Here is a 26974-nt window from a genome sequence, read left to right on the forward strand (position 1 = left end):
GTGAGGTGACGCATGGCGTCAGCCATCGCGATGCATGACGAAACGTGCGTGGCGCTCGGCAAAGCGCCAGGCACCCTGATCGAGGACGCACAGGTCGTCGAATTCACCGATCATGGTGCGCCCCGCCAACGGCCAGCCGAAGTGGCCATCCGGCGCGTGCTGGGTATCGGCGGCGAAGACTTGCACGTAGGTGCTGATCCGCGCGCGCTCGGCGCTTTCCACCTGGACACGGATGTTGCTGCAGAAATGCCGCGTGATGCGCTGTGCCGGGCGTGCCTGGTAGCTTGCCAGGATCGCGTCGCGCCCGGCGAGCGGTTCCTCGGGAGCGGTGGGCCGAAACAACTGGCCGTCCGGCGTGAAAAGCGCCACGAGGCCGGCATAGTCCTGACGGTCGGTGGCGGCGGCGGCATCGAGGACCAGGTGGGTGCAGGCCTGTTCGATGGCCGCTCGGGCTTCGTGGGACAAGGCGGTCATGCGTGGTTTCTCCAGTGGTCGAGCGCCCGGGCGACGGCGGCGGGGCGCTCCATGGGACTCATGTGGCCGGCCTCCTCGATGACCTCGAGACGGCTGCCGGGAATCAGCCCCGCCATTTCCTCGTGGCGTTCCAGCGGACTCCAGGCATCCTGGCGTCCGCACAGCAGCAGGGTTGGGCAGGCGATGCCGGCCAGTTGCTCGGTAGCGTCCGGACGGGCCAGCAGTGCGTCGATCTGGGCGGCGAAGGTGTCGGGATCCTTGCGCTCGATCATCGCCAGGATCGCCTCGACGAGTGTTTCGTCGTCGAGCCGTTCGGGGTGCACCATGCCTTGCAGCCAGGTGCCGCCCATCGCGCGCATCCCGTCCTGGCGGGCCTTGGCCAGCAGCGCGTGACGGTTTTCGCGTTCGCGCTGGCCCGCTTCTCCCGCCGCCCGACCGCGGAAGCCGGTATCCAGCAGCGCCAGGCCCGCGAGACGCTGCGGTGCGCGTCGCTGGATCTCGAGGGCGACGCGGCCGCCCATGGAATGGCCCACCGCGATGAATCGCTCGGGCGCGTCTTGCAAGGCAATGTCGGCCATGGCACCGATGGAATCGGCCATGCCGTAGTCGGGCGTGGGCAGCGTAGGGGCGACGAGATGTTCGCGCACCTCGGTCCAGACGGCGTCGTCGCACAGCAGGCCCGGCAGCGGCAATAGCGGTACGGATGTCATGAAGCGGCTCCGTTGGAGTGGGCCGCGGTGTCGCCATTCCAGACGGCACGCGGCACATGCAAGTGGCCTTCGAAGAGCAGTCGGGCGGTGCGCAGCAGTCCCGCGCGGACGATCTCGCCGTCCGCGTCACGGGTCAACTCGACGGTGAACTCGCCGGTCGGGTGCTCGATCGACAGGCGCTGTGTCGGTCCCTCGTTCAGCACCGCCAGCCCGTCGGCCACGGTGCCCGGTACCAGGCAGCCGCTGGCCACGCTGACCGCACCGAGTACGCCGATGGCCTCGTGGCAGCGATGCGGAATGAACGAGCGCGTGGCGAGGCTGCCGCCATGCCGAGGCGCGGCGATGAGGGTCATCTTGGGCACGGTGCGTTCGCTGACGTCGCCCAGATTCATGCGCGGCCCCACCGCCAGGCGGATGCGTTCGAGGCGTTCACGCAGCGCGGTATTGGCCTCCAGGTCGGCGCAGCTTTCGTGACCGCTGACGCCGAGATCTTCGGCACGCAGCAGGACCACCGGCATGCCGTTGTCGAGACAGGTCACGTCGATGCCTTCGACGGTGTCGCGGGGGTGGCCGGTGGGCAGCAGGGCGCCACAGCTCGAGCCGGCGGTATCCTGGAATTCGACGATCAAGGGGGCGGCGCTGCCCGGCACGCCGGAAATCTGGGCGTCGCCGGCGTACGCGACGCTACCGCCGGGGGTCGGGACATGGATGATCGCCACCTGGCCGGTGTTGACCATGTGCACGCGTACCGGCGTCGTGCCGTCGCATGCCGTCACCCAGCCGCGCTCGATGGCGAAGGGGCCGACGCCGGCGAGGATGTTGCCGCAGTTCTGGCCATAGTCGACGCGCGGGGCGTCGACGACGACCTGGGCGAAAAGATAATCCACATCCACGTCGTCCCGGGTCGGACGGTCGACGATTGCGACCTTGCTGGTCAGCGAGGTCGCCCCGCCCAGGCCGTCGATCTGACGCGCATCGGGCGAGCCCATCGCGGCGAGCAATACCGCATCGCGCCGGGCGGTGTCGCGGGGGAGGTCCTCGGCGAGGAAGTACAGCCCCTTCGAGGTGCCGCCGCGCATCTGCAGACACGGGATGCGCGTCTGGCTCATGACGAGGACTCCATGGCACGTGCCAGCGCCTGCGGGTCGTCGTAATAGGTCAGCCCCTTGTCGGACAGTCGCTGGCGCATGTCGTAGATGTCGAGGCCCAGTTCGCCATTGGCCAGGCGCACGCGCTTGTCTTCCTCGGCGGCGGCGCGCTTGCGGCTGGCGGCGACCACGCCGTCGGCCTCGTCGCGACGCACCACGACCACGCCGTCGTCGTCGGCGACGATGATATCGCCGGGGTTGACCCACTGGCCGGCGCAGACGACGGGAATGTTCACCGAGCCCAGGGTCTCCTTGACGGTGCCCTGGGCATGCACGGCGCGCGACCAGACGGCGAAGCCCATTTCGCGCAGGATGCGAGTGTCGCGCACGCCGCCGTCGAGGACCAGGCCGCGCACGCCGCGGGCCTGCAGCGAGGTGGCCAGCAGATCGCCGAAATAGCCGTCGACACAGGGCGAGCGCGTGGCCACCACGAGGATGTCGCCGGGCTGGCACTGCTCCACGGCGACGTGGAACATCCAGTTGTCGCCGGGCGAGACCAGCACGGTCACCGCCGAGCCGCTGATGCCGCGATCCTGCTGAATGGGGCGGATCGCGGGGTCGAGCAGTCCCTTGCGGCCCTGGGCTTCATGCACGGTGGCGACGCCCTCTTCGCCGAGGGCATCGATGTGTTCGCGCTTGGCCCGGGGAATGTCGCGTACGACGATACCGGGCGTTTCCAGCGAGGTCGTCATGCCAGATTCTCCGTGACGCGGGGAAAGATGCTTTGATAGCCCTCGGCATACTGGATGTTCTTGTTCGCGGTGATGCCGATGTTGCGCTTGGCCTGCACGCCACGCTGCAGGGCGACGCGGGTGTAGTATTCCCACAGGTGTTCCTGGCCGGCCATGCACTGAATCGCGCGGTACTTGTCGTCCCACACCTCGGTGATGTCGAGCAGCACGTCGGGGCGCCACTGGCATTGCTCCGGCTGGTGCGGCTCGAAGCAGTAGACGGGCGGGGCGCCGACGATGGTCTCGCCGGGATTGTGGCCTTCCGCCTGGGCGATGATGCGAGCTTCCTGGGCGAGGTCGGTGGCAAGCGGGTGATCGTAGTTGTAGGGATCCTTGAGCGAATGCGTGAGCACGAACTCGGGCTGCACGCGGCGATAGACCTCGACGAGCCGGAACAGCGTTTCCTTGTCGGCGCGCATGGGGTAGTCGCCGATATCGAAGAACTCGACGCTGGCCCCCAGGGCCGCGGCGGCCGCTTCGGCTTCCTCGCGGCGGGCCGCCTTGACCTTTTCCTCGCTCATGTTGCCCTGGCGCCACAGCTTGGCGGATTCGCCCCGTTCGCCGAACGACAGGCAGACGATATGCATGGCATAGCCCTGCCGGGCGTGCAGGGCGATGGCACCACCGGCCCGCCATACGAAATCCGCCGAGTGTGCGCTGACCACCAGGCCAGCGGGAGAAGAAGACGCGACAGTCATGAGCGATAACCTACCGTTGAAGACGATGGTTTCATCCTGTCAGCTTGCCCGAAACGCGAATAATGTTTTTCGCTGGCGTCAATATGCGTTTTGCTTATGCGCCGATCCCCGCCACGGCGCGGTTGGCCATGCTCCCTTTATGGCATATCGCGCGGCGCCGCCATGCGGCATGCTGGACGCAGATTCATGTCGAAGAGGTCAGCCATGACCGAACTGCATCGCGAGGCATTCGATTACGCACCCAACATGCGGCGCTTGCGTGCGGTCATCGCCGTGGCCGAGGCGGGCAGCGTGATGCGGGCGGCCGAGGCATTGCATCTGTCGCAACCCGCCGTGACACGGGCGGTGCGTGACCTGGAAAAGGAGCTCGGCCTGGCGCTGTTCGAGCGCCATCGCAGCGGCATGTTATGCACCACGGCGGGGAAGATAGTCCTGCATCGCTTCCGGCGTGCCTTGCAGCAATTGATCGAGGCCGAGACCGCGCTGGCACGTCTGCACCCCGAGGGCAATTTCGAGCGCCTCCCGCAACGCTTGTCGCATCGTCAGTTGACGGTGCTGGTGGCCGTCGCCGACCTGCATAACGAGCCCCTGGCGGCCAAACGCCTGGGGCTGACCCAGCCGGCGGTCAGTGGCAATCTGCGCGACCTGGAACGCCTGCTGGGCATCGCGCTGTTCCTGCGCACGCAACGCGGCATGCTGGCCACCGATGGCGGTGCGGTGCTGATTCGTCATGCCAAGATGGCCTTGCGCGAGCTGTCCCTAGTCAGCGATGACCTCTCCGCCTGGCAGGGCGAGGTGCGGGGTCGCGTGGTGATCGGTACCTTGCCGCTTTCCAGCTCGCTACTGGTGCCACATGCCGTGGATGCCTTGTTGCGTGAATTGCCGGGCCTGAACGTGACGATCATCGAGGGCACCTACGACGCCCTGTTCGAGTCGCTGCGTCATGGCGAGATCGATATCCTCATCGGTGCGCTGCGTCAGGCGGGTACCAGCGAGGACACGCATCAGCAACGTCTCTTCCATGACCGCCTCGCCGTCGCGGCACGCCAAGGGCATCCCCTGATGAAGCACGCCGCGCTGCAATTGAGCGATCTGCTCGATGCGCAATGGATCGCCCCCCGGCAGGGCACGCCGGCGCGCGTGAGTTTCGAGCAGGAGTTTCGCAGTGCCGGCCTGCAGCCGCCTTCGGTCGTGGTGGAGTCCGGCAATCTCAGCACGATTCGCACCCTGCTGCTCGACAGCGACCGCGTGACGCTGGTCTCGCCCCATCAGGTGTTCTTCGAAGTCCAGAGCGGCCAGCTGGCGCTGCTTCCCATCAAGCTGACGGGCACGCTCCGTCCGATCGGCATCACCACACGTGCCGACGACTCCCCGACCCAGGCCTTGAAAGTCCTCAAGGACATCTTGCTGACGCTTGGGGAGCGCATGGCCGACCCTTCCTCGGCTACCCGGGCGTGACCGGGATAGCAAAAACGTATACCCAAGCACGCGATTTGAATTTGTTGCCGTGACTGAGGGCCGGGTACGGTGCTTTCAGGCTCCGTTTCTTTATGCATTCTCGTGGGAAAACGGAGAATAAAATAAGACGAAAGTTTAATAAAAGTCGGGAGACGCCGGAATGAAAACGTTAAAAAGCCGTGCCCTATTAACCCTGACCGCTGGCGTGGCACTGGCCGCCAATGCCGGCGTGAGCGCCGCTGAAACCTTGAAGCTCGCACACTTCGTATCGCCGGCGCATGTCGTCAACAGTGCCGTCGTTTATCCCCTCAAGGAGGGTGTCGAGAAGCAGACGAACGGAGAGCTGGAAATCAAGGTCTATCCAGGAGGCGAGCTGGGTTCCGGCCCCACGGAACAATACCCGCGCGTGCTGCAAGGGGTGGCGGACATCGTCTGGGGATTGCCGGGGTACACCTCGTCGCAATTCAAGAAATCGATGGTCGTGGAAATGCCCGGTGCCATTCCCGACGACATGCATGGCTACGACATGCTCTGGAATGCCTATGAAGACCAGTTGAAGAGTGAGTTTCCCGGCACCAAGCCGCTGGCGCTCTGGGTCAGCGAGCCGAACATTTTCATTATGAAAGATGAAGAAATCCGCACGCCCGAAGATCTCGAAGGACTCAAGATTCGTGTCTCGGGAGAAATGACGGCGGCGCTGATCGATGCCTACGGCGGCACGCCCGTGCAAATGCCCGCCGGCGAGATTTACAACTCGCTGCAAACCGGTCTCATCGATGGCCTGGTGACCGGCGCCAGTGCCGTCAACGACTTCAAGCTCGATGAAGTGGCCAATGTCTATTCGGTGGGGGCTCCCCTGGGCCACATCATGTTTTATCTGGCCATGAATCAGAACAAATACGACAGCCTTTCCGCCGAATTCCAGCAAGCCATCGACGACAACAGTGGCGAAAAACTCTCCCGCAGCGGGGAGCAAGGCTGGAATGCGCGTGCCAACGAAACCCTGAAGGCCATTCGCGAGGATGCCGACAACGAGGTGATCGAGCTTGACCCGGAAGAAATCGCCGCGTTCGAGCGCATTGCTGATGACTTCCGCGAGCAGCGTCTGGCGGAAAAGGGCACCAATGACGTGCTAGACGCCATGCGTGGGGAGTGAATTCCCGATGAGTCGCTTTCGCACGCGGGTGACCCGCACGCTGGATGGGCTGGTGAACCTGTCCAGCATCCTCGGCACCCTGGCGCTGATCTTTGCGGTATCGGTGACCTTGATCGATGTCACGGGGCGCCTGTTCGGCGCCCCCTTGCCGGGCGGTCAGGACCTGTCGCAAATGACCATGGTCATCATCGTGTTCGGTGGCATGGCCCTCTGTGACCGGCAGGGCGGCAACATCGCCGTGGATATCTTCGAAGACAAGTTTCCCGCGCGGATGAATCGTTGGCTGGATATGGCGGGCTGGGTCCTGGGGTGTGCCATCTTCACGGCGATCGGCTACACGATGCTCGGCGCGGCGGAAATGTCGAAGCTGCTCAACCTGAGCACCAACATCATCGCGATCCCCAAGGCACCGTTCCAATACATCGTGGCGTTCTTTGCCTTCTTGACGGCACTTTCCATGCTGGCGCGCATCGTTTCGACGTCATTGACGTCATCCCACCGGCACGCGTCTTTGCAAAAGGAAGAGGACTTATGAGTACCGAGCTGGTGGGTGCCCTGGGCATCCTGGCGCTGTTGGCGCTTCTGGTACTGCGAATTCCCGTGGCCTTCGCGATCTTCGTGGTGGGCTTCGGGGGAATCACCGTGCTCGACAGCCTCAATTCCGCCTTGAGCCTGTTGGCCAGCGAAACCTTTACGATCGCCTCGAACGCCGAGCTGATCGTCATTCCCTTGTTCATCTTGATGGGCAATATCGCCACCGAGGCGGGCATGAGCCGCAAGCTTTATGATGCCGCCTATGCGCTCATCGGCTCGGTGCGGGGCGGTCTGGCGTCGGCCACGGTGGTGGGGTGTGCCGGCTTCGCCGCGCTCTGCGGCTCCTCCGTGGCATCGGCACTGACCATGGGGCGCGTCTCGCTCAGCGAGATGGAGCGTTTCAACTACAGCGCCAAGCTGTCCACGGGCTCGGTGGCGGCCGGGGGGACGCTGGGGATCCTCATTCCTCCTTCCACCGGCTTCGTGATCTACGCCATCTTGACGCAGCAGTCCATCGGCCGCCTGTTCCTGGCGGGCGTGTTGCCCGGGATCATGCTGTGTCTGCTGTTCGTGCTCCTGATCATGCTGCTGGCCACCATCAAGCCGGTTCTCGCGCCCTCCGGTCCCAAGACGTCATGGCGCGAGAAGCAGCAGGGGCTGCTGGGCGCGATGCCGATCCTGATCATCATCCTGCTGACGATCGGCGGCATTTACTCGGGCATCTTCTCTCCCGTGGAAGCCGCCGCCGTGGGCGCCGGCCTGACGATCCTGTTCGGTGCCGCCATGCGCAAGCTGACCCTGGCTTCCTTCTGGCGGGCGGCACAAAGCTCCATCACCACCACGGCGACCGTGATGCTGATTCTGATCGCCGCGCACATGCTCAACCCCTTTCTGGCCTTGAGCCATATCCCGCAGGCCCTGGGCGATTTCCTGATGGCTCTGGATATCGGGCCGTATGGCGTCCTGCTGTTGATACTGGCCTGCTACCTGGTGCTGGGCTGCTTCCTGGAAGGGTTCGCGATGCTGGTGCTGACCATGCCGATCTTCTTCCCGGTCATCACCCAGCTGGGTTTCGATCCCATCTGGTTCGGCGTGCTGGTGGTACTGACACTGGAAATGGGGCTCATCAGCCCGCCGGTGGGCGTGAACGTCTTCATCGTCAAGTCCGTGGCACCCAACGTGCCGCTGCGCGACATCTTCAAGGGTGTCATGCCGTTCTGGCTGGTGATGATCGCGGCCATCGGGCTGTTGATCGTCTTTCCCGATATCGTGCTGTTTCTTCCCGATACGATGATGGACTAGGTGCCATGCGTCAGGTGGGCGCCGGTCCCGCTATGCCGATACCGGGTGCGGTATCGGCCCATTCTCAGCAGGAGAGGTCGAAGATGGCTAATAATCGTGGTGTCGTCTATACCGGGCCCGGCAAGGTCGAGGTTCAGGACATTGCTTACCCCAAGATGCAAGCGCCCAGTGGCAAGGCCATTGAACATGGGGTGATCCTCAAGGTGGTTTCCACCAATATCTGCGGTTCCGACCAGCACATGGTGCGTGGCCGCACGACGGCGCCGGCGGGCATGGTGCTGGGTCACGAGATCACCGGCGAGGTCATCGAGAAGGGCAAGGATGTCGAGTTTCTCGACATCGGGGACCTGGTCTCGGTGCCGTTCAACGTCGCGTGCGGTCGCTGCCGGACCTGCAAGGAAGGCCACACCGGGCTGTGTCTGCACGTCAACGACGAGCGTGCCGGCGGGGCGTACGGCTACGTCGACATGGGCGGCTGGGTCGGTGGTCAGGCGCACTATGTCATGGTGCCGTATGCCGACTTCAACTTGCTCAAGTTTCCGGATCGCGATCAGGCGATGGACAGGATCCGCGACCTGACGATGCTGAGCGATATCCTGCCGACCGGCTTCCATGGTGCCTTGAATGCCAAGGTGGGTGCGGGCTCGACGGTCTATGTGGCAGGGGCCGGCCCGGTCGGGCTTGCCGCGGCGGCATCGGCGCACCTGCTGGGGGCCGCGGTGGTCATGATCGGGGACTTCAACCAGCAGCGCCTGGAACATGCCCGCAAGATGGGCTTCGAGCCCATCGACTTGAGCCGTCACGATCGCCTGGGCGAGATGATCGCCGCCGTGGTGGGCGAGCCGAAGGTCGACAGTGCCATCGACGCCGTGGGCTTCGAGGCCGTGGGCCATGGCGGCAAGGAACAGCCGGCGGTGGTGCTCAACCAGATGATGGAAGTGACTCGTGAAGCCGGCTCGATCGGCATCCCCGGGCTCTATGTCACCGAGGATCCCGGTGCCGCCGAGAAGGCGGCCCAGAGCGGCAATCTCAGCCTGCGCTTCGGCCTGGGCTGGGCCAAGGGACATTCCTTCCATACCGGGCAGACGCCGGTGGTGCAATACAATCGCCAGTTGATGCAGGCGATCCTGCACGGGCGGCTCAATATCGCCGAGATCGTCAACGCCCAGGTCATTTCCCTGGAAGATGCACCGCAGGGCTATCAGCAGTTCGACTCCGGCGTGGCCAGCAAATTCGTGCTGGATCCGCATGGGCTGCTTGGCGCGGCGTGACGATGCCGATGTGAAAATCGCCAGGGTGAATACGAAAAGGACTGGGTAGCGGCTACCCAGTCCTTTCGGCGACGCTCGGCAATAAATGGTGTTTTGCCGAAGAGATGATGTGTCAACCGCGCTCCGACATCGCCAGGCGGTGCATGATTCGCCGGGCCATCAGGCCGGGTTTGTCGGGCGCGAAGCTCAACTCGAATTGCTGGGCTTCGTTGTCGGTCAGCACGACGTCCATGATCCATTCCAGCGCTTCCACGTCCTCGTAATAGGCTTGCATGCTGGCCTCGTACATGAAGGCATCGATGTCGGTGTCGTCGATGCCATAGTCGCGAGAATTGAACCACCAGTAGTGGATGGAATGGTTGGACTCGGGCGTGAAGCAATGCGTGATGTAGTAGCCATAAACCGAGGGCTTTCCGGGCTCCGGTTGTGGATCGAAGATCCTGGCGTGGGCCATGTGAACGGCAGGAGAGACGAAGCGTGCCTCGGAGGTGCGGTCGACGTTCTTGTGCATGATATCGGCCGGTTTTCCGTAAATGCCCGGAGGCGGCGCGTTGTCCAGTCGACGATGAATCAGCACCTGATCGCCCTCGGTGGTGGCGTTCATGCTGGCCCGCGCGTACTCGGGGGTGCCCACCGTGCCTGGATGCAGGAAGGGAAAGTGGGTCTGGTCGATGAGGTTTTCATGCATCGAGACATAGTCAGCCTTGATATGAAAATCGCCGGTCACGCTGCCCCACTCGGAGGAGGCCAGCCAGGGCAGTTCGGGAATCAGTGCCTCGTCGGCGAGGTTGGCATCGCCCATCCAGATCCAGGTCAACGGGCCGCGGTCGGCGATGGGGTAGGTCTGCACGCAGGCATTGGCGGGTACATGGGAGATCGCGGGCAGGTGCGCGCAAAGCCCGTCGGGCTCGAATTGCATGCCGTGATACCCACACACCAGTCGATCGCCCTCCACGTGGCCCTTCGCCAGCGGAAAAGCACGGTGAGGGCAGCGGTTGTGCATGGCCACCGGACGGCCGTCCCGGGTGCGATACATGACCACATCCGTATCGAGCAGACGGCGTGAAATGGGCGTGCGGCCCACTTCATCGCGACGTGCACACACATACCAGCAGTTGCGGATCAAGGGCGTGGCATGGTTGGCGAACTGGCCCTCTTCCTCCATGGGCATGGCGTCGAAAATGGCTTCTTCATCGAGCGGTATCGCTTGATTGGCATGGGACATGACGATGGCCTCCTTTATTGCTTTTTGTCATCTAGAGATCAAGCTCGATCGACGTCGAGCGAGGACGAGAGCAGCACAGGGCGATTTGCCGGTTGCCGCGTTTCTGGTCGGCAGTGAGAAAGCGGTCGCGATGGTCGATATCGCCTTCGACGCTGCTGACTGGCGTGATGCACAGACCGCATTCTCCGCGCCGGCAGTCCGAGAAGGTCTCGACACCGGCCGCTTCGAGTGCCTCCAGCAGGGTGTGGCCGGGCGAGACGTGAACGCTCGCCCCCCGGGTATGTACCGTGACGGCTTGATCTTCTTCCTTGTGGGCAGGGTTGAAGACTTCATGACGCACGCGCTCCGCCGGCCATCCCAGTCGTTGTGCCGCCTGTCGGGTGCCCTCGATCAACGCCGGGGGGCCGCATACGTACGCTGTGGTATCGGCGGGCTGCCGGGCGAGCAATGCCTCCAGGTCCGGCCGGCCACGGGATGATGTCGCGTCGTGCACGGTGACGGCGTCGCCGCCCAGCGCCTCGACGTCCTCGACATAGGCCATGGCGGCACGGCTGCGGCCGATGTAGAGCATGCGAACCTCGCGACGGCGCATCACGCAGGCGCGCAGCATGGGCAGAATCGCGGTGATGCCGATACCGCCCGCGATGAGTAGAACGGGGCCGTCATCGGCGGTCAGCCGAAAGGGGCTGAGGGCGGGGGATATCAGCACAGAGGTGCCCGGGGTGACATGCCGATGGATGTAATCGGACCCTCGGCGGCGGTTCTCGCGCTGCACGGCAATGCGCCAGAAAGGCTCGTGGGAACTGGTGAGGTCGAGCGGACCGAGAAGCGAATAATGCCGCAAGAACCGGCCATCCTTGCCGCCAAAGCGAAGCTCGACATGCGCACCGGCACGGGGGGCGGGCAATGCGGTTCCATCGGCCTTGCCCAGCGTGATTTCGCAGATGCGCTCGGTCAGCGGTCGACGCTCGAGAACCACTGCGGCTTGATGTTGGCCATGCATGTTGTTGCCTCTTTTTGCTGCTGATCCACGTCGTCTTTCTTGACGTTAGGGGAAAAAAGAGAGGGCGTCTCATGCGGAAATGAAATAGCGCTTTGCATCTTTGATATAGTCAAAATCGGCTGCCAAGAGTCTCGATAATGTCGCATGACACGGTATCGCCAGGTCTTTCCCTTCGTGAAATTCGTGCCATCCTGGCGGTGGCCGAGCAGCGGGGTTTTTCATCGGCTGCGCGAAGACTGAACATCAGCCAAAGCAGTCTGTCGCGTACCATTCATCGGGCCGAATCGGTACTGGCGATCCGCCTGTTTCAGCGCGGCTGGGGCGGGGCGGAACCGACGCCGGAAGGGGAAATCGTCCGCCAGCATTGCACGCAGGTGATGGCCGAGTTGCTGCACGAGCGTGATGCGTTGATGGCGGCGGGGTTGACCCGATTGCCACTGCCGCTGGATTTGCGCTGGCGCGATCTGGCATGCGTGGCGGCGGTAGTGCACACGGGGAAGACGACAACGGCGGCCAAGTGGTTGCGGACGTCCCAGTCGAGCGTCAGCCGTACTCTGGGCGCCATCTCGGTCAGGCTGGGGAGCCCGTTGTTCCAGCGCTCGGGAGAGGGACTGCGTGCCGAGCCTCTGGCGGAGAGGCTCGTGGCGTTGCGCGATCGCATGTGCGCCCGGATGCAACCGCTGCAGGAGCGCCTGGGGCATCTGGCCGGCGAGGTGACGGGGCGCCTGGCGGTGGGAATGACACCGTTCTGCGAGCAGGAACGCGTTGCCCAGGCCTTCGGCGACTTGCTGGTGGCGTATCCTCAACTGCGCCTGTCGGCCGTGACCGGCAGCTACGTCATGCTGACGGATGCCCTGCGCTGCGGGGAAATCGACCTGGTCGTCGGCTTGTTGCGCGAACTCGGGGAGGACGATGAGCTGGCAGAGTTACCACTGGCGGAAGAAGCCATTACGGTGCTGGCACGCTCGGATCACCCTTGCGCCGTGCGATCCGTGTCGATGGAAGATCTGGCACGTCAAACCTGGATCGTGGCGCCGGCGGGGACGCCGATACGGGCCTATTTCGAGCGGCTTTTCCTGGGCATGGGGAAGACGCCGCCGGTGCAGACCTGCGAGATCGTGACCTTCCATCTCGCTGAAAGCATGGTACGCGAGAGTCAGAGTCTGGCGTTATTGCTGTATTCGCCGCGCAAGGTACGCGAACTGCCGCCGGGGCTCGTGCGCGTGCCGGTGACGTTGCCGGACAACCGACGACACATCGGCGTGACCTATCGGCGCGACGCGGGGCTGAGCTTCACGCAGCGGCAATTCATCGATGGCCTGGCCAAACGGTTCGCGTCCGATGACGACGCCGAGGGGAATGCACCCTAGGGACGCATGACAGGAAACCGCAGGGGGTTTCCTGCCATCCGTGGCGCGTTCTTCACGACCTTCACGGCGTTTACGTCAGGACGCCTCGCTCACGGTCGAGCGTTCACGACCCTCAGGCGCCGACGGCCAGTTTCAGGATGCCGGCCGTATCGAGATCATCGGGCAGTCTATCGCCGGCCCAGGCCACGAACTGGTCGGGACGCACGAGAATGAGCGATGCGCCGTAGTCGGCCGTTTCATCCTCCTTTCCCGGGGCAGCGCTTTCGATGACCGTCAAGGGAATATGCAACCGGGCCGCGTCCTCGGCCAAACGTGCCGCGGCGCTGGCTTGTCCGAGTGCGATCAGCGAGAACCCCGGGCCGAGCCGGTCGTGGGTCGTGCCACCTTCGGGAAGCGCCCGTGGCGCGAGGTGATACCCCGGCCGGGCGGTGAAGCTATGTGCTCCCTTCGCGCTGGCGGCGCCGTCCCGAGGGCCGGCCACGATGCGAGATCCACGGTAGTTGGGCTGAAAGTCGCCGACTTCGTTGACTGCGCCACGCGCACGAGCGGACCAGACGGCCTCGAAGGCGGCCGGGTCCGTGGCCGGATCATGGCTGGCCAGAAACTCGCGGTCGGTCTCGATGGACTTCTCGATGAAATCCTTGGCGGTGGACCAGAAGACCGGCCGGCGCTCGGCATCGTAGGACGGCAGCAGCTCGGGGCCGCCCCAGCCCTGGAGGCGCGCGGTGAGTTTCCAGCCGAGGTTGCGGGCATCCTCGAAGCCGGTGTTGATGCCGTAACCGCCATAGGGAGGATGGTTATGCGCCGCGTCCCCGGCGATGAAGGTGCGCCCACTGCCGTAACTGTCGGCGATGGCAACGCGACAATCCCAGAATCCACGATGACGGATATGCATGTCGATGGATTGGCCGACGGCGCGTTCGACGTACCCCTGGAAGTCGAAGGTCTCCGGATCTTCGCCGTCGGGCACCGGCGCATGGAAGAAAAACTCGCCTTCCAGGTCGACGCGCCCGAAGAACAGCCAGTAGCCCTGGAGATCCGGGTGCAGGACATTGAAAAAGCTCTTGCCGGGATGCTTGTCCAGCAGGGCGCGATGCAGCGTATCGGACTGGAAGACCAGCAGGACCATCAAGCGGTCGTGGTCGAAGACGGTCTGGGTCAGACCGGCGGACTCGCGCACCACCGAGCGGCTGCCATCCGCGCCGACCGCATAGGCGGCGCGGAATGTCGCCTCCGTACCGTCGGTGCGGTCGTGTACCGTGACACTCACGCCTTCCGCATCCTCGTGAACATCACGCACTTCCCGCCGGGTCAGCAGCGTCACGCTGTCCAGCGAAGCCGCCCGGGCGCGCAGGACGTCCTCGGTGGCATATTGCGGTAGCCGCTCGTTGTCGGCGCCGTAATAGGCGTGGACGAGTTCGCGCTTCATCCAGTCGTAATGATAGTCGCCCAGCAGCGTGCCGTAGCTGGTCAATCCGCCGATCCCGAAGCCGGCCGGCACGGTGCGGGCCGCGCGCAGTTCGGACTCGGCGCCCCAGGCGCGAAAATGTTCCATCGTGCGTTGCGTCAGGTTCTGTCCCTTGGGCACTCGCTGCGGCGACGGATGTTTTTCGATCACCAGAACGTCGATGCCGCGCTGGCCCAGCTCGATTGCCAGCCCCATGCCGACGGGGCCGCCCCCTGAAATGATGACATCCGCATCTTGTTGGTTTTTCATCGGTCTTTAACTTCCTCTTGTAGGGGGAGGTGGGTGTGGTCCGTGCCGGTATGTCGGGACTGTCGCAGCGTCACGGTGATGCTGTTGGCGGCGGCGGGCACGGCCTGCGTGATCAGGGTGCGCAACTCATGGGGACAGTCTTCCTGGCGCATGGTCATGCACAGCGCACCGGCGGGTTCTGCGGCTTCGTCGAAGATCGGCGAAGCGACGCCGACCACACCGGGAGTGACCTCGCCGAACGCGATGGCGTAGCCGTTGCGCCGCACCGAACGCAGCGCCGCGGCTTGCTCGGCGATATAGGCCTTGCGGGCGTCTTCGGGCCCCTCGGGCGCGAAGGATTCGATGATCTTGCGTGCCTTGCGGGATTGCAGGTGGGCGAGGATCGTGCGTGCGATGGCCCCACGGTTCATGGGCATGACGCGACCGCGGGGGTAGCTGCTGAGCGGGGCTTCAAGCGACGTCTCCGAGTGCATGCAGAGGAGCCGGTTGCGGTACCAGCGCACGAGAAAGGCGGTACAGGCGTACTGCTCGGTCAGTTGTGCGACGACGGGGCGTCCGATGGCGACAAGACGGTCGGATAACCGCAGGAGGTGATCCATCTCGACGACCTTGGGGCCGAGCGTATAGATGCCATGCCCGTTGGAGGCGAGCATGCCGGCATCGGTGAGGACCTTGAGATAGCGGTACAGCGTCGGGCGTGGATAACCGAGCTCGGTCATCATGTCGTCCGACGACCACTCCGGCCGTGTTTCGGTGAAAATGTCGAGGATCGACATCAGCCGCGTAAGGCTTGATGAGGAGCTTCCTTCGGCCACCAATCAACTCCTTCCAGATAGACTCGGGATCAGCCGAGTGCGAAATATGAGAATCACGCCTGCGCAGATGGCCAGCAGATTGACCAGATGGCCACCCCAGCCCAGCGAGAACGGTAATATTCCCGCCAGCGCAATCATACCCAGAAGCACGCGCTCCACGATGCCCAGGGACCGGGTCAGATAGCCGTAGATGGCGCCGGTCGCGAACCAGACGCCCACCAGCGCCCCGAGGAGTTGCCATGCGATATCGATGGGCGCGGCCTGCATGACCAGCCCCGGCTCGAACACCATGACGAAGGGGATCAGGTAAGCCACCCAGCCCATGCGGAATGCCTGCCAGCCGGTCTTCATCGCTTCGGCGCCGGCCATGGTCGCGGCGGTGAAGCTGGCTAGGGCGACGGGGGGCGTGATCATCGAGAGCATCCCGAAATAGAGCAGGAACATGTGTGCGGCAATGGGGTCGATGCCGGCCTGCACGAGGGCGGGGCCGATGAGACTGGCCAACAGCACGTAGACCCCCACGGTGGGCATCCCCATGCCCAGCACGACACTGACGAGCGCCGCGATGATCAGCAGGGGAAGCAGGCTGCCTGCCGCCATCGCGACCAGGTTCAGCGTCAGGGAAAACGCCAGCCCCGATATGTTCAGAACGCCAATGACCATCCCGGCGGCGGCCGCGATGACGACGATCTCGATCATGCCCTTGCCCGCGTCGGGAAAGGCGCGCAGCAGGTCGCCCAGATGACTGCGCTTGCCACGGTAGGGCAACACCAGCGCCAGCACGACCAGGGTCAGGGCGGCTGCGAGCGCGGCCAGCTCCGGGCGCCAGTTCAGGCCGAAGAGGCCGAAGATGAGGATCACGAACGGGGCGACGAACTGCCAGCCATCCGCCAGCACGCGTCGCAGCGGACGAATTTCCACGTCTTCGGGCAGGGACATGCCGTTCGCGGCGGCGTGGGCGTCGATGTAGAAGAAGATCGCCAGGTAGTAGAGCAAGGAAGGGATCACCGCCGCCAGGATCACCGTGGCGAAAGAAATCTGCAGGAACTCCGCCATCAGGAAGGCGGCTGCCCCCATGATCGGAGGGGCCAGTTGCCCGCCGGTGGACGCCAGGGCTTCGATGGCGGCGGCCATGTGGGGCTTGTACCCCGCCCGGCGCATCAATGGCAGCGTGACACCGCCCGAGGCCGCGACATTGGCGACGGCACTGCCCGAGACACTGCCGAAGAGAAAGGACGAGACCACCGCTATCTTCGCGGCCCCGCCCCGCGAACGTCCGACCAGGGCCAGGGCCAGGTCGTTGAAGAACGCGCTGCCGCCGGAACTGACGAGCAGCTGACCCAGGAAGATGAACGAAAAGACCATGCTGGCCGTGACCATCAACGGCAAGCCGATCAGGCCGTTGGTATCCATGACCACATAGATTGCGAGCCTGTCCCACAGGATCTGGCGCGTCATTCCGAAGGGCAGCAGGTAGCCGACGAGGCCGTAGGCGAGGAACAGGGCCACGATGATGGTCAGCCCCGGTCCGGTCAGCCGGCGCACGGCTTCGATCGTCAGCAAGCCGATGATGAGGCTGACGATCAGGCCGTCCACGGGCCGGTAGACCAGTTCGTTGACGATCGTGGGGTAGCTCAGGGCGATATAGCCCGCGGCACAAAAGCCCGCCAGCGCCAGGGCTGGATCGAGGAGACGCAGCCGCCCGGTGAAACGGGGGGCCACGAGAAAGGTCATGCCGAGCGCGAAGGCCAGGATCGCGGCCAGATACTGTTCGGTATACAGGCTGAGTCCAAGCCGCTGGGGGATATCCAGGGCCTGAAGAATGGCGCAGAGGGTCATGATCGTGGCCAGCGTCACCGTCAGCAGGCCATAGGGAGCAGGTTGGCGTGGAGTGCCTGGAGACGAGAGTGGCATGGCTGTCATCCATCCATCTGATAGTGGCGAAATTCGGGCGGCGTGCGGCGAGCGCGGAGATGGACGCGCCTTCCGCGGGCCCGCCGTCGCGCCCGCGGGACGCGTGTCTTAGTCGTTGTCGTTCAGTACGCTGAGCGCGCCGGGGTGGTAGGGCACGCCGATATCGACATGCATCGCCGCGGGATCCATGCTCCGAAACGCGCTGAAGGAGTCGACAAGCGCCTGCTTGTTGTCACGCAGGGTCGTGACGATGCGCGCCACCGTCTCGTCGGGCACATGAGCGCCCACGACCAGCATGTAGTCATAGGCCATGACCGGCATGGGCGCGTCGATGCCCGTCAGCCCTTCGCGTGGCTCGAGGGTCTCCACATAGGCTTGCGGGACGACCTCTTGCAGGCGGGCTTCCGCCTCGTCGTCTCCCGGCAGGGGCAGAAAGCGGACACCCCCCGTGGAAGCGTCGACCTCGGTCACCTTGCCGGAGCCGGCGGCAAAGAAGGCGCCATCGGCCCGGCCGGCCACGAAAGCCTCCGCGCCACGTATGATGTTGGGCACCATGACCTGTTCGATGTCGGAGGGGCCGATGCCGCCTGCGGCGAGTATCGCGTCCAGCACGCGATTCATCGTGGCCTGACTGGTGAAGCCATAGGTCACGGCGTGCCCGGCCAGGTCGGCGACCGTCTGCATGTCGCTGTCGTCGCGCACGAAGACTCCCACCCTGAACGGATAGAGACGCGCGGCCGGCGCGATGTTTTCCAGGGCGTGGCCTTCGAAGTAGCCATGACCCGAGACCGCGTCGCTGACCTCGATGGCATTGGCAATGCCGAGGTCGAGCTCTCCCATGTCGATCAGAGGCAGATAGGCGCTGGTGCCTGCACTGGGCTGCACCAGGGCGTCCATGCCGTTGTCCGAGAGCACGCGTGCAATGGCGGCGCCCATGGAATATCCACTGGTGCCCTGACCCATCGTGCCGATGCCGAGTTGCTGTGCCTGTGTCGCCGAGGCGAACAGGAGAAGCGCCGCAAAAGCGACAGTTTTTGTTGTGAGATGGCTCATGTTGCCTCCTAAGACCTTCGCGAACGGCTTGTTGTCATGCTAGGGAACTGGATTATGTAATAATCTCGTATTTTGAGACATTATCCCTTTGTTTATGCGACCAAGCGGTAACGTGTCAGGCGGGAGAGCATCGGACGCGACCATCCGGTCGTTGTCGGCGCATGGTCGCGACACCCTCCGCTACGTGCCGGCGGGGCTGCCGCTCGAGGGCCGGGAAGGGTGTCGTCACGTGCACGGCGGCTCGCTCCGCGTTCGTCGCGCTCGCGGGGCGTCGTGCGGGAAACGCTTGAGAGCGGCGGTGTCCCGCGGGCATCGGAACACCGCCAGAAGGGAGGGACGGGGCTTACAGGTCCAGCACCAGCGTCTTGCTCTTGGCGCGAGAGCAACACGGCGTGAACTGGTCGTTGGCGGCCCGTTCGTCGTCGTCGAGGTAGAGGTCGCGATGGTCCGGTTCGCCCTCGAGGACTCGCGTCAGGCAGGTGCCGCAGACCCCCTGTTCGCACGACACCATGATGTCGATGCCGTTCTCGCTCAATACCTCGTAGACGCTCTTGTCCTTGGGTACCGAGAAGGTCGCGCCACTGCTGGCGATCTTCACCTCGAAGCTTTCGTCATCCTCGGACGTCGTTTCCACACCGCTGAAATACTCGGTATGCAGCTGCGATGATGGCCAGCCCTGGGCCTTGCAGGTCGACATGACGTGGTCGATGTAGCCGCTCGGGCCGCAGACGTAGATATGCGTCTCGTCGTTCGGTTCACCGGCGACGGCTGCGACATCCAGCTTGCCGGCTTCCGGCGCATCGTCGTAATAGAAATGCACTCGATCGGCATAGGCCGACTGCGCAAGCCGGTCGACGAAGGCCATGCGCTCCCGTGAGCGGGCGCAATAATGCATCTCGAATTGGGCCTGGGTGTGCGACAGGCGCTCGGCCATGCACAGGATCGGCGTGACGCCGATGCCGCCGGCGAACAGGACCGAACGCTTGGCGGGCTCGAGGGGGAAGTGGTTCTTGGGGGCGCTGATCTGCAGCAGATCGCCCTCCTCGATCTCGTCGTGCATGGCGACCGAGCCGCCGCGAGAACTGGGCTCGCGCAGGACGGCGATGAAGTAGCGATCGCGTTCTTCCGGATGACCGCACAACGAGTATTGGCGAATCACGCCTTCCTTGACGCGCACATCGATATGCGCGCCGGCACTGAAGGCGGGCAGGGGGCGCCCGTGAGGATCGGACAGCTCGTAACTGACGATACCCTCGGCTTCCTGGCGTTTCTGGGTGACTCTGACGAACAGAGACAGCGTACTATCGTTCATGGAATGACCTACTGCCGGGTGAACGGCGAACCGGGAAAGGATCGGCGCGCGCCGATCCTTCGTTGTGCAAGATCCATCAACTGGCGGTGGCGGCCTGCTGCGGCTGCGCGTTTTCGGCTTCCGCCTTGAGGATGCGGTCGATGACCCGTCGCGCCTGGACGCCCCCGCCGTCGATGTTGAGCATCAGCAGACGGCGGTCGGGATAGCGGAGCAGGTTGCGCTGCTGGGATTCGAGCATCTCCAGGTCTTCGGCGAAGATCTTGCCCTGGCCCTCGCGGATCTGCTCGGTCAGCGCCTCGTCCTGCGGATTGAAGTTGCGGGCCATGCCCCAGAAGTACCAGATCGAGGTCTCGGTTTCCGGCGTGATGAAATCCACCACGATGCTCGACGCCTTGGCATCGGCCGGCGCGTCGTAGCCTCCCTTGCCGGCGTGCGCGACGCCCACTTCGATCAGGATGTGGCTGGGCGGCGTGAAGCGACAGATCTGCCAGCGATCCACGGGGACGTCGTCGGCGAGGTTGTTGCCGCGCAATGCGGATTGCCAGAACGGCGGCGCGGGAATGTTCTCCATGTGCCGGATGGTCAGCACCTCGTCGCCGTTGACCTTGGTTTCCGGCGCGGCTTCCTCGATCTCGGGCTGACCGATGCTGGAAGCGTGAACGTAGGTCTCATGGGTCAGGTCCATGAGGTTGTCGATCATCAGGCGGTAATCGCAGTTGATGTGATAAAGCCCGCCGCCATAGGCCCACTCGGGGTCGTTGGCCCAGTGCAGCTCGGGGATCTGGTCCGGGTCGGCCTGCTCGGCATCGCCGGGCCAGACCCAGATGAAGCCGTGACGTTCGACGACGGGATACGCATGAATGCTGGGGAAGCCGCGCACGCGCTGGCCCGGCATGCTGGAGCACTTGCCGTCACAGCCCATTTCGAGGCCGTGGTAGCCGCATACCAGTTGACCGTCACGTACGAAACCCAGCGACAAGGGCGCGCCGCGATGAGGGCAGAAGTCTTCGACGGCGGCGACCTGGCCGCCCTCGGCACGGAAAAAGACGATTTGTTCGTTGCAGATCGTGCGGCCGAGCGGTTTTTCTTCGATCTCGTCCGGCGTGCAGGCCACGTACCAAGTGTTCTTGGGGAACATGGTAATCTCCTCATGATGAATAGGGATTATTATTCTTTGGATCCAAAGTAAAGGTTTTAAGGCCTCCCAGCGTCAAGTTAGCCTTTAGTTGGATCCAAAAATGGGAGCATCGACAGGAGCGCGTAGATGCCGGAAAAATCGGAAAAAAATGGTCGCCTCAATGTCATCGCCAGTTTGCGCAAGCTCATCAGCGAAGGAGTCTACGCGCCCGGCGAGCGCCTCAAGGAGCTGCATGTCGCCGAACGGCTCCAGGTATCGCGCATGCCGGTGCGGCTGGCCTTCCGCACGCTCGAGCAGGAGGGGCTGCTGCAGAAGACCGGGACCCGCGGCTATGTCGTGCGTCAGTTCTCCGAAGAGGACGTGCTCTGTGCGGTGGAGGTGCGCGGGGCCCTGGAGGGGCTGGCGGCGCGCCGTCTGGCCGAACAGGGCGTGCCGCAGGAGGTCGAGGCCCAGTTGCGCGATTGCCTGTCACGGGGCGAGGCGCTGCTGGAAAAGGGGTATCTCGTCAAGGCGGATATCGAGCTCTGGGCCACCCTCAACCAGGAGTTTCATCGTGCCATCGTCGGTGCCACCGGCAGCCGTGTGATCCACGATGCAATCGCGCGCAACGACCATCTGCCCTTCGCCTCGGCCGATTCGATCATCATCGATGACGCGGCGCTGGATCGCGAATACGGCAAGTTGCGCATGGCGCATGCCCAGCACCAGCTCGTGTTCCAGGCGCTATCGCGCGGCGAGGGAGCCCGGGCGGAGATGCTGATGCGCGAGCATGCCTACATCGGGCTGCGGTACGGCACGCTGTTCGGGCTGGGCGGCGTGGGGCAAGCGCCGAACGCGACATGAGGTCTTTGGATCCAAAGCGGCTGCGGGGCCGCTGTCGTCAGCCTCATGCCTGACGCTGGCGGAATTCCTTCGGGGAACAGGCGACATGGCGTTTGAAGAAGCGCGTGAAATAGGCCGGCTCCTTGAAGCCGAGCCGTTCGGCGACCTGGCCGATGGTCATGTTGGTATAGGTCAGGTGGCGCTTGGCCTCGAGGAGAACGCGTTCGTGCAGCAGCTGCTGGGCGCTGCGGCCGGCGAGGCGTTGGCAGACCGCACTGAGATGCGCGCTGCTGATGCCCAGGCGTTCGGCGAACTCGGGGATGCTGGGCTGTTGATGGTAGTGGGCTTCGATGAGCTGCTGAAAGCGGGCCAGATGCGCCTCGCCCCGCTCATGCTGGCGTGACGCGGGACGCGCCTGGCGTCGGGTCGCGCGCCGTGAAGCGAGCACCAGCAAGCTGTTGAGCAAGGCTTCGAGCAAGGCGTCGCGCCCGTCGGCGGGATGGCGGTACTCGGCATCGAGCTGGTCGACGAGGGTGGCGATGGGGGCGCGTTCCGGCTGGTCGGCAAGCGGGTAAAACGCCGCGCGTGCCAGGATCTGCCCCTGGGGATGCAGGGTGTCGGCGATATGTCGCGCCAGCGGCATGGCCAGCGTCACGATATGCCCGTCGACATCGCGCGAGAAGCGAAAGGCGTGCACCGTCATGGCCGGCACCACGATGAGCAGCGGTCCCGTCAGGCGCTGCGCACCCTCCTCGAAAGTCAGGTTCACGTCGCCGTGCGCGATATGCAGCACATGCACGAGATCGGCGTGGCGGTGCGGCCGTATATGCCAATCGTGCAGTCGGCTGCGCTCGGCGATGGACTCGCAATGCAGCAGGTCGGGGGTCGGCCATTGGTGCGTCTCGCCATACAGCTGAAAGACGGGAATGGTGCGGTTGGACGATGCCGACATGGCAATCTCCTGTGCGACGAAAGTCGAGGCTTCGACCAAAGTTACGGCCGGATCTTGGGAAAGTATAAATTCATGCGGGGATTTTGTCTTATTCGCGGGTTTCCATCGGTGAAAAATGCAACTCGATGACTGGCCGTGCTGCCAGACCCGAATAAGAGGAGATTGCCATGAAAACCCAAGTCGCGATCATCGGTGCCGGCCCCTCCGGACTGCTGCTGGGGCAGTTGCTGCAACGCGCGGGGATCAACAACGTCATCCTCGAGCGGCGCAGCGGCGAATACGTCTTGAGCCGCATCCGTGCCGGCGTACTGGAGCAGGGCATGGTCGATCTGTTGCGCGAAGCCGGTGTCGACCGCCGCATGGATGCCGAGGGCCTGCCGCACGACGGCGTCGAGCTGGCCTTCGACAACCGTCGGGTGCGTATCGACCTCGCGGCGTTGACCGGCGGCAAGCAGGTCATGGTCTACGGGCAGACCGAGGTGACTCGGGATCTGATGGAGGCACGCGCCGCCGAGGGCGGCCAGACGCTCTATGAAGTGGACAAGGTGCAGCCCCACGATCTGGAAACCGACGCCCCGTACATCACCTTCGAGCACAACGGCGAAACGCAGCGGCTCGACTGCGACTATGTCGCCGGCTGCGATGGATATCATGGCGTCTCGCGCCAGTCGATTCCCGCCGACCGGCTGAAGACGTTCGAGCGGGTGTATCCCTTCGGCTGGCTGGGGCTGCTCTCCGACACGCCGCCGGTCTCCGACGAGTTGATCTATGCGCGCCACGAGCGGGGCTTCGCACTTTGCAGCATGCGTTCCCAGACCCGCAGCCGCTACTACGTGCAGGTGCCGCTGGACGAGAAGGTCGAGGACTGGTCCGATGCGCGCTTCTGGGAGGAACTCAAGCGCCGCCTGCCCGAGGACGTCGCGGCCAATCTGGTGACCGGTCCCTCGCTCGAGAAGAGCATCGCGCCGTTGCGCAGCTTCGTGGCCGAGCCGATGCAGCACGGGCGGCTGTTCCTGGTCGGCGATGCCGCGCACATCGTGCCGCCGACCGGCGCCAAGGGGCTCAACCTGGCGGCCAGCGACGTCAACACGCTGTATCGCCTGATGGTCAAGGTCTATCACGAGGGCCGCACCGACCTGGTGCCGCGTTATTCGCAGACCTGTCTCAAGCGTGTCTGGAAGGCCGAGCGGTTTTCCTGGTGGATGACCTCGATCCTCCACAAGTTTTCCGAGGACGAGGATTTCGGCGCCCGCATGCAACAAGCCGAGCTGGACTATGTCACCGGCTCCGAGGCAGGCCTGACGACCATCGCCGAGAACTACGTCGGCTTGCCCTATGAGCCCCTGGAGTCCTAGGCCATGGAGTCGCCGCGGGGTATCAAGTTGATTGATCATTACTATTAGTCTGCGTATTAATTGTCCGGCTAGGCTCGCATGACCACGACGCGGCCCGACGAGGCGCGTCTTCGCATGACGATTGAGGTGAGATACATGACACAAGCACCGCTGTTTGCCGATCAGGATGCCCAGCCGATCGCGGGACGCTGGCGCCAGGGAAGTGCCGAGCGCCGCCTGACCGTGACCAATCCATATTCCGGGGAAACGCTGCTCGATCTGGCGATGGCCGACTGGCATGACCTGGACGATGCCTACCGCCATGCGCAGGCGGCCCAGGCCGAATGGGCGGCACTGGGACCGAACGCGCGTGGCGATGTCATGCGGCGCGCGGTGGCGATCTTCGACGAGCGCCGTGACGAGATCATCGACTGGATCATTCGCGAGTCGGGCAGTACGCGGATCAAGGCGCAGATCGAGTGGAACGCGGCACGGGCGATCACCCAAGAGGCGGCGAGCATGCCGACCCGGGCCCACGGGCGCATCCTGCCGTCTGACATTCCCGGCAAGGAAAGTCGTGTCTATCGGGCGCCGCTGGGCGTGGTGGGCGTGATCAGCCCGTGGAACTTCCCGCTCAACCTGAGCGCTCGCTCGGTGTCGCCGGCACTGGCGCTGGGCAACGCGGTGGTCGTCAAGCCTGCCAGCGACACACCGGTGACCGGCGGGCTGCTGCTGGCACGCATCTTCGAAGAGGCGGGGCTGCCGCCGGGCGTATTGAGCGTCGTCGTCGGTGCCGGTTCCGAGATCGGCGATGCCTTCGTCGAGCACCCCGTGCCTTCGCTGATCACCTTCACCGGCTCCACCCCCGTGGGGCTCAATATCGGTCGCCTGGCGAGCGGCGGTAAGCATCTCAAGCACGTCGCCCTGGAACTCGGCGGCAACAGTCCCTTCGTGGTGCTGGCGGATGCCGATGTGGAGCAGGCGGTCGATGCGGCGGTGGCCGGCAAGTTCCTCCATCAGGGCCAGATCTGCATGGCGATCAATCGCATCATCGTCGAAGAACCGCTGCGTGACGCCTTCACTGCCCGCTTCGTCGAACGCGTCAAGGCATTGCGCCTGGGCGACCCCGCCGACCCCGAAACCGCTGTCGGGCCGATCATCAACGCCAAGCAGCTCGAAGGACTCCAGACCAAGATCGCCAAGGCGCATGCCGAGGGCGCCACCTTGCTGACCGGGGGCGACACCGAGGGCAATGTCTTGCCGCCGCACGTGTTCGGCGATGTCACGGCGGACATGGAGCTGGCCGACGAGGAGATTTTCGGGCCGCTGGTGGGCATTCAATCCGCGCGTGACGAAGCGCATGCGCTGGAGCTGGCCAACCGCACCGAGTTCGGTCTGTCGAGTGCGGTCTTCACGGGCAACCTGGAACGCGGCGTGCGTTTTGCGCAGGGCATCAAGGCGGGCATGACCCATGTCAACGACATCCCCGTCAACGACGAGCCGCATGCGCCGTTCGGCGGCGAAAAGAACTCCGGCCTGGGCCGCTTCAACGGCGACTGGGCGATCGACGAATTCACCACGGAGCACTGGATCACGCTGCAGCATGAGCCGCGCCAGTATCCGTTCTAACCCGCAGCCGGGAACGATACCCGGGCCGAGGCATGGCCCGGGGACGTTCACCGCAACGTCGTGAGGAGCTTTCCATGCAAATCAAAGCGGCCGTGACGCGAGACAAGGGCGGGCCCTTCTCGGTGGAGACCCTGACCTTGACCGAGCCGGGGGCCAGCGAGTTGCGCCTGCGCATCGTGGCCACCGGGGTGTGCCACACGGATGCCGTCGCCCGGGACCTGGAACTGACGCCGTTCCCCGTCGTTCTGGGGCACGAGGGCGCCGGGGTGGTGGAAGCCGTGGGGAGCGAGGTCACGGCGTTCGCGCCGGGGGACCATGTCGTGCTGTCGTTTGCCCATTGCGGCGCATGCGAGCATTGCCTGACCGGTCACCCTACCGTGTGCATGCGCATGAACGAGTTGAATTTCGGCGGGCGTGCCGAGAACGGGACCTGCTACCTGCATCGAGGCGACGAAGCGGTGTCCACCTTCTTCGGGCAGTCCTCGTTCGGGTCCCATGCGGTGGTGCATGAGCGCAACGCGGTCAAGGTGGATCCGGATCTCGATCTGGGCTTGCTGGCCCCCTTGGGCTGTGGCGTTCAGACCGGGAGCGGCACGGTTCTCAATCGCCTCAAGCCTGCGTCCGGCAGCAGCCTGGTGGTCTACGGCTGCGGCGCGGTGGGGTTGAGCGCCGTCATGGCGGCCCGTATCGCCGGCTGCGCGCGGATCATCGCCGTCGACGTGCACGACAATCGCTTGTCGCTCGCCAAGGAGCTGGGGGCCACGCACGTCTTCAACGGCCGCCAGGTGGACGTGGTGGAGGAGATTCGTGCCGTGACCGGCGCGGGGGCGCACTACGCCGTCGAAACGACCGGCGTGCCGCAGGTGGTGCGCCAGGGGTTGCATGCGTTGCGCCCGCTGGGCCAGCTGGCCATCGTGGGGGTGACGCCGGAGGTCACGCTGGATGTGCACAATGACCTGATGGCGGAAGGCAAGACCATGCTGGGCGTGATCGAGGGCGACTCGGTGCCCAAGGTGTTCATTCCCCAGCTCATCGACTACTACCGCCAGGGGCAATTCCCGTTCGACAAGCTGGTGACGTTTTACGAGTTCGATGCCCTGGAAGAGGCATTCGCGGATTCCAAGTCCGGCAAGACCATCAAGCCGGTGGTGCGGATGAATTCATAGTGGGCAAGTGCCAGGACAACGGATGAGTGGCGACAGGCCCGG

General features: G+C 64.4%; 24 protein-coding genes. 10 read left to right on the forward strand and 14 right to left on the reverse strand.

Annotated features, from left to right (window positions below; genetic code table 11):
• Nucleotides 1–18: 18 nt before the first annotated feature.
• The 5 genes from CSAL_RS01635 to galB are packed head-to-tail and all read right to left on the reverse strand — an operon-like array spanning nucleotide 19 to nucleotide 3761.
• The gene (locus CSAL_RS01635) at nucleotides 19–474 is read right to left on the reverse strand and encodes a nuclear transport factor 2 family protein (RefSeq protein ID WP_011505634.1); all 456 of its coding nucleotides are present in this window, start codon (nucleotides 472–474) and stop codon (nucleotides 19–21) included.
• Nucleotides 471–1184 carry an alpha/beta fold hydrolase gene (locus CSAL_RS01640; protein WP_011505635.1) on the reverse strand — a complete coding sequence of 238 codons (714 nt, stop codon included), beginning with the start codon at nucleotides 1182–1184 and terminating at the stop codon, nucleotides 471–473. Before CSAL_RS01640 ends, CSAL_RS01635 begins: the two co-directional genes overlap by 4 nt.
• Nucleotides 1181–2293: a 4-oxalomesaconate tautomerase gene (locus CSAL_RS01645; RefSeq protein ID WP_011505636.1), complete on the reverse strand. Its 1113-nt coding sequence runs from the start codon at nucleotides 2291–2293 to the stop codon at nucleotides 1181–1183. The genes CSAL_RS01640 and CSAL_RS01645 overlap by 4 nt, the downstream gene beginning before the upstream one ends.
• Nucleotides 2290–3024: a 4-carboxy-4-hydroxy-2-oxoadipate aldolase/oxaloacetate decarboxylase gene (locus tag CSAL_RS01650; RefSeq protein WP_011505637.1), complete on the reverse strand. Its 735-nt coding sequence runs from the start codon at nucleotides 3022–3024 to the stop codon at nucleotides 2290–2292. Before CSAL_RS01650 ends, CSAL_RS01645 begins: the two co-directional genes overlap by 4 nt.
• Nucleotides 3021–3761: a 4-oxalmesaconate hydratase gene (gene galB / locus CSAL_RS01655; RefSeq protein WP_011505638.1), complete on the reverse strand. Its 741-nt coding sequence runs from the start codon at nucleotides 3759–3761 to the stop codon at nucleotides 3021–3023. The genes CSAL_RS01650 and galB overlap by 4 nt, the downstream gene beginning before the upstream one ends.
• 204 nt (nucleotides 3762–3965) lie before the next feature.
• Here galB and CSAL_RS01660 point away from each other — a divergent pair, with 204 nt between their 5' ends.
• The 5 genes from CSAL_RS01660 to fdhA all read left to right on the forward strand — a co-directional run bounded on the left by CSAL_RS01660 (nucleotide 3966) and on the right by fdhA (nucleotide 9482).
• Nucleotides 3966–5219 (forward strand): LysR family transcriptional regulator, encoded by a 1254-nt coding sequence (locus tag CSAL_RS01660; RefSeq protein WP_011505639.1) that lies wholly within the window; start codon nucleotides 3966–3968, stop codon nucleotides 5217–5219.
• Between the two features lie 160 nt (nucleotides 5220–5379).
• On the forward strand, nucleotides 5380–6375 hold the full coding sequence (locus CSAL_RS01665) for a TRAP transporter substrate-binding protein (protein ID WP_011505640.1): 996 nt from the start codon (nucleotides 5380–5382) through the stop codon (nucleotides 6373–6375).
• Between the two features lie 7 nt (nucleotides 6376–6382).
• Nucleotides 6383–6910, forward strand: coding sequence for a TRAP transporter small permease (locus tag CSAL_RS01670; protein ID WP_011505641.1), 528 nt, complete (start codon nucleotides 6383–6385; stop codon nucleotides 6908–6910).
• Nucleotides 6907–8211: a TRAP transporter large permease gene (locus tag CSAL_RS01675; protein WP_011505642.1), complete on the forward strand. Its 1305-nt coding sequence runs from the start codon at nucleotides 6907–6909 to the stop codon at nucleotides 8209–8211. The genes CSAL_RS01670 and CSAL_RS01675 overlap by 4 nt, the downstream gene beginning before the upstream one ends.
• Before the next feature lie 83 nt (nucleotides 8212–8294).
• Nucleotides 8295–9482: a formaldehyde dehydrogenase, glutathione-independent gene (gene fdhA / locus CSAL_RS01680; RefSeq protein WP_011505643.1), complete on the forward strand. Its 1188-nt coding sequence runs from the start codon at nucleotides 8295–8297 to the stop codon at nucleotides 9480–9482.
• 112 nt (nucleotides 9483–9594) lie between these two features.
• Here fdhA and CSAL_RS01685 read toward each other — a convergent pair whose 3' ends face one another.
• Nucleotides 9595–10707: a Rieske 2Fe-2S domain-containing protein gene (locus CSAL_RS01685; protein WP_011505644.1), complete on the reverse strand. Its 1113-nt coding sequence runs from the start codon at nucleotides 10705–10707 to the stop codon at nucleotides 9595–9597.
• 31 nt (nucleotides 10708–10738) lie between these two features.
• Nucleotides 10739–11710 carry a PDR/VanB family oxidoreductase gene (locus tag CSAL_RS01690; protein ID WP_011505645.1) on the reverse strand — a complete coding sequence of 324 codons (972 nt, stop codon included), beginning with the start codon at nucleotides 11708–11710 and terminating at the stop codon, nucleotides 10739–10741.
• Between the two features lie 137 nt (nucleotides 11711–11847).
• Between CSAL_RS01690 and CSAL_RS01695 the strand changes: the two genes are divergently transcribed.
• Nucleotides 11848–13080, forward strand: a complete 1233-nt coding sequence (locus CSAL_RS01695; RefSeq protein WP_011505646.1) for a LysR family transcriptional regulator — start codon at nucleotides 11848–11850, stop codon at nucleotides 13078–13080.
• 112 nt (nucleotides 13081–13192) lie between these two features.
• Here the strand turns inward: CSAL_RS01695 and CSAL_RS01700 are convergent, their stop codons facing one another.
• From CSAL_RS01700 to CSAL_RS01725, 6 genes are all read right to left on the reverse strand, one after another.
• A complete protein-coding gene (locus CSAL_RS01700) occupies nucleotides 13193–14797 on the reverse strand; it encodes an FAD-dependent oxidoreductase (RefSeq protein ID WP_011505647.1) in 1605 nt (534 codons plus the stop codon).
• Complete coding sequence (locus CSAL_RS01705; protein WP_011505648.1) at nucleotides 14794–15612, reverse strand: IclR family transcriptional regulator; 819 nt, start codon at nucleotides 15610–15612, stop codon at nucleotides 14794–14796. The genes CSAL_RS01700 and CSAL_RS01705 overlap by 4 nt, the downstream gene beginning before the upstream one ends.
• Nucleotides 15613–15615: 3 nt before the next feature.
• Entirely contained in the window at nucleotides 15616–17526 is a 1911-nt protein-coding gene (locus tag CSAL_RS01710; protein WP_222832145.1) for a TRAP transporter permease, read from the reverse strand.
• Nucleotides 17527–17634: 108 nt separating this feature from the next.
• Nucleotides 17635–18579, reverse strand: coding sequence for a TAXI family TRAP transporter solute-binding subunit (locus CSAL_RS01715; RefSeq protein ID WP_011505650.1), 945 nt, complete (start codon nucleotides 18577–18579; stop codon nucleotides 17635–17637).
• A 343-nt stretch (nucleotides 18580–18922) separates the two neighbouring features.
• Nucleotides 18923–19891, reverse strand: a complete 969-nt coding sequence (locus tag CSAL_RS01720) for a PDR/VanB family oxidoreductase (protein WP_011505651.1) — start codon at nucleotides 19889–19891, stop codon at nucleotides 18923–18925.
• 76 nt (nucleotides 19892–19967) lie between these two features.
• Complete coding sequence (locus CSAL_RS01725; RefSeq protein ID WP_011505652.1) at nucleotides 19968–21029, reverse strand: aromatic ring-hydroxylating dioxygenase subunit alpha; 1062 nt, start codon at nucleotides 21027–21029, stop codon at nucleotides 19968–19970.
• A 126-nt stretch (nucleotides 21030–21155) separates the two neighbouring features.
• On the opposite strand from CSAL_RS01725, the gene CSAL_RS01730 reads away from it, so the two are divergent.
• Entirely contained in the window at nucleotides 21156–21872 is a 717-nt protein-coding gene (locus CSAL_RS01730; RefSeq protein WP_011505653.1) for a GntR family transcriptional regulator, read from the forward strand.
• Nucleotides 21873–21915: 43 nt separating this feature from the next.
• Here CSAL_RS01730 and CSAL_RS01735 read toward each other — a convergent pair whose 3' ends face one another.
• The gene (locus CSAL_RS01735; RefSeq protein WP_011505654.1) at nucleotides 21916–22803 is read right to left on the reverse strand and encodes a helix-turn-helix domain-containing protein; all 888 of its coding nucleotides are present in this window, start codon (nucleotides 22801–22803) and stop codon (nucleotides 21916–21918) included.
• A gap of 167 nt (nucleotides 22804–22970) precedes the next feature.
• Between CSAL_RS01735 and pobA the strand changes: the two genes are divergently transcribed.
• The 3 genes from pobA (at nucleotide 22971) to CSAL_RS01750 (ending at nucleotide 26932) form a co-directional block, all read left to right on the forward strand.
• Entirely contained in the window at nucleotides 22971–24158 is a 1188-nt protein-coding gene (gene pobA, locus CSAL_RS01740; RefSeq protein ID WP_011505655.1) for a 4-hydroxybenzoate 3-monooxygenase, read from the forward strand.
• Between the two features lie 135 nt (nucleotides 24159–24293).
• Complete coding sequence (locus CSAL_RS01745; RefSeq protein ID WP_011505656.1) at nucleotides 24294–25766, forward strand: aldehyde dehydrogenase family protein; 1473 nt, start codon at nucleotides 24294–24296, stop codon at nucleotides 25764–25766.
• Nucleotides 25767–25840: 74 nt separating this feature from the next.
• Nucleotides 25841–26932 (forward strand): NAD(P)-dependent alcohol dehydrogenase, encoded by a 1092-nt coding sequence (locus tag CSAL_RS01750; RefSeq protein ID WP_011505657.1) that lies wholly within the window; start codon nucleotides 25841–25843, stop codon nucleotides 26930–26932.
• Nucleotides 26933–26974: the final 42 nt, after the last annotated feature.

The organism is Chromohalobacter israelensis DSM 3043 (assembly GCF_000055785.1).
Taxonomy (GTDB): domain Bacteria; phylum Pseudomonadota; class Gammaproteobacteria; order Pseudomonadales; family Halomonadaceae; genus Chromohalobacter; species Chromohalobacter israelensis.

Bases quoted from the DNA above. Each gene is read 5' to 3' on its own strand.
- CSAL_RS01690 (WP_011505645.1), bottom strand. From the start codon at position 11,710: ATGCATGGCCAACATCAAGCCGCAGTGGTTCTCGAGCGTCGACCGCTG.
- CSAL_RS01735 (WP_011505654.1), bottom strand. From the start codon at position 22,803: ATGTCGGCATCGTCCAACCGCACCATTCCCGTCTTTCAGCTGTATGGC.
- pobA (WP_011505655.1), top strand. From the start codon at position 22,971: ATGAAAACCCAAGTCGCGATCATCGGTGCCGGCCCCTCCGGACTGCTG.
- CSAL_RS01730 (WP_011505653.1), top strand. From the start codon at position 21,156: ATGCCGGAAAAATCGGAAAAAAATGGTCGCCTCAATGTCATCGCCAGT.
- CSAL_RS01700 (WP_011505647.1), bottom strand. From the start codon at position 14,797: ATGAAAAACCAACAAGATGCGGATGTCATCATTTCAGGGGGCGGCCCC.
- CSAL_RS01695 (WP_011505646.1), top strand. From the start codon at position 11,848: ATGTCGCATGACACGGTATCGCCAGGTCTTTCCCTTCGTGAAATTCGT.
- CSAL_RS01685 (WP_011505644.1), bottom strand. From the start codon at position 10,707: ATGTCCCATGCCAATCAAGCGATACCGCTCGATGAAGAAGCCATTTTC.
- CSAL_RS01750 (WP_011505657.1), top strand. From the start codon at position 25,841: ATGCAAATCAAAGCGGCCGTGACGCGAGACAAGGGCGGGCCCTTCTCG.
- CSAL_RS01715 (WP_011505650.1), bottom strand. From the start codon at position 18,579: ATGAGCCATCTCACAACAAAAACTGTCGCTTTTGCGGCGCTTCTCCTG.
- CSAL_RS01710 (WP_222832145.1), bottom strand. From the start codon at position 17,526: ATGCCACTCTCGTCTCCAGGCACTCCACGCCAACCTGCTCCCTATGGC.
- CSAL_RS01650 (WP_011505637.1), bottom strand. From the start codon at position 3,024: ATGACGACCTCGCTGGAAACGCCCGGTATCGTCGTACGCGACATTCCC.
- galB (WP_011505638.1), bottom strand. From the start codon at position 3,761: ATGACTGTCGCGTCTTCTTCTCCCGCTGGCCTGGTGGTCAGCGCACAC.
- CSAL_RS01675 (WP_011505642.1), top strand. From the start codon at position 6,907: ATGAGTACCGAGCTGGTGGGTGCCCTGGGCATCCTGGCGCTGTTGGCG.
- CSAL_RS01665 (WP_011505640.1), top strand. From the start codon at position 5,380: ATGAAAACGTTAAAAAGCCGTGCCCTATTAACCCTGACCGCTGGCGTG.
- fdhA (WP_011505643.1), top strand. From the start codon at position 8,295: ATGGCTAATAATCGTGGTGTCGTCTATACCGGGCCCGGCAAGGTCGAG.
- CSAL_RS01745 (WP_011505656.1), top strand. From the start codon at position 24,294: ATGACACAAGCACCGCTGTTTGCCGATCAGGATGCCCAGCCGATCGCG.
- CSAL_RS01670 (WP_011505641.1), top strand. From the start codon at position 6,383: ATGAGTCGCTTTCGCACGCGGGTGACCCGCACGCTGGATGGGCTGGTG.
- CSAL_RS01725 (WP_011505652.1), bottom strand. From the start codon at position 21,029: ATGTTCCCCAAGAACACTTGGTACGTGGCCTGCACGCCGGACGAGATC.
- CSAL_RS01645 (WP_011505636.1), bottom strand. From the start codon at position 2,293: ATGAGCCAGACGCGCATCCCGTGTCTGCAGATGCGCGGCGGCACCTCG.
- CSAL_RS01660 (WP_011505639.1), top strand. From the start codon at position 3,966: ATGACCGAACTGCATCGCGAGGCATTCGATTACGCACCCAACATGCGG.
- CSAL_RS01640 (WP_011505635.1), bottom strand. From the start codon at position 1,184: ATGACATCCGTACCGCTATTGCCGCTGCCGGGCCTGCTGTGCGACGAC.
- CSAL_RS01635 (WP_011505634.1), bottom strand. From the start codon at position 474: ATGACCGCCTTGTCCCACGAAGCCCGAGCGGCCATCGAACAGGCCTGC.
- CSAL_RS01720 (WP_011505651.1), bottom strand. From the start codon at position 19,891: ATGAACGATAGTACGCTGTCTCTGTTCGTCAGAGTCACCCAGAAACGC.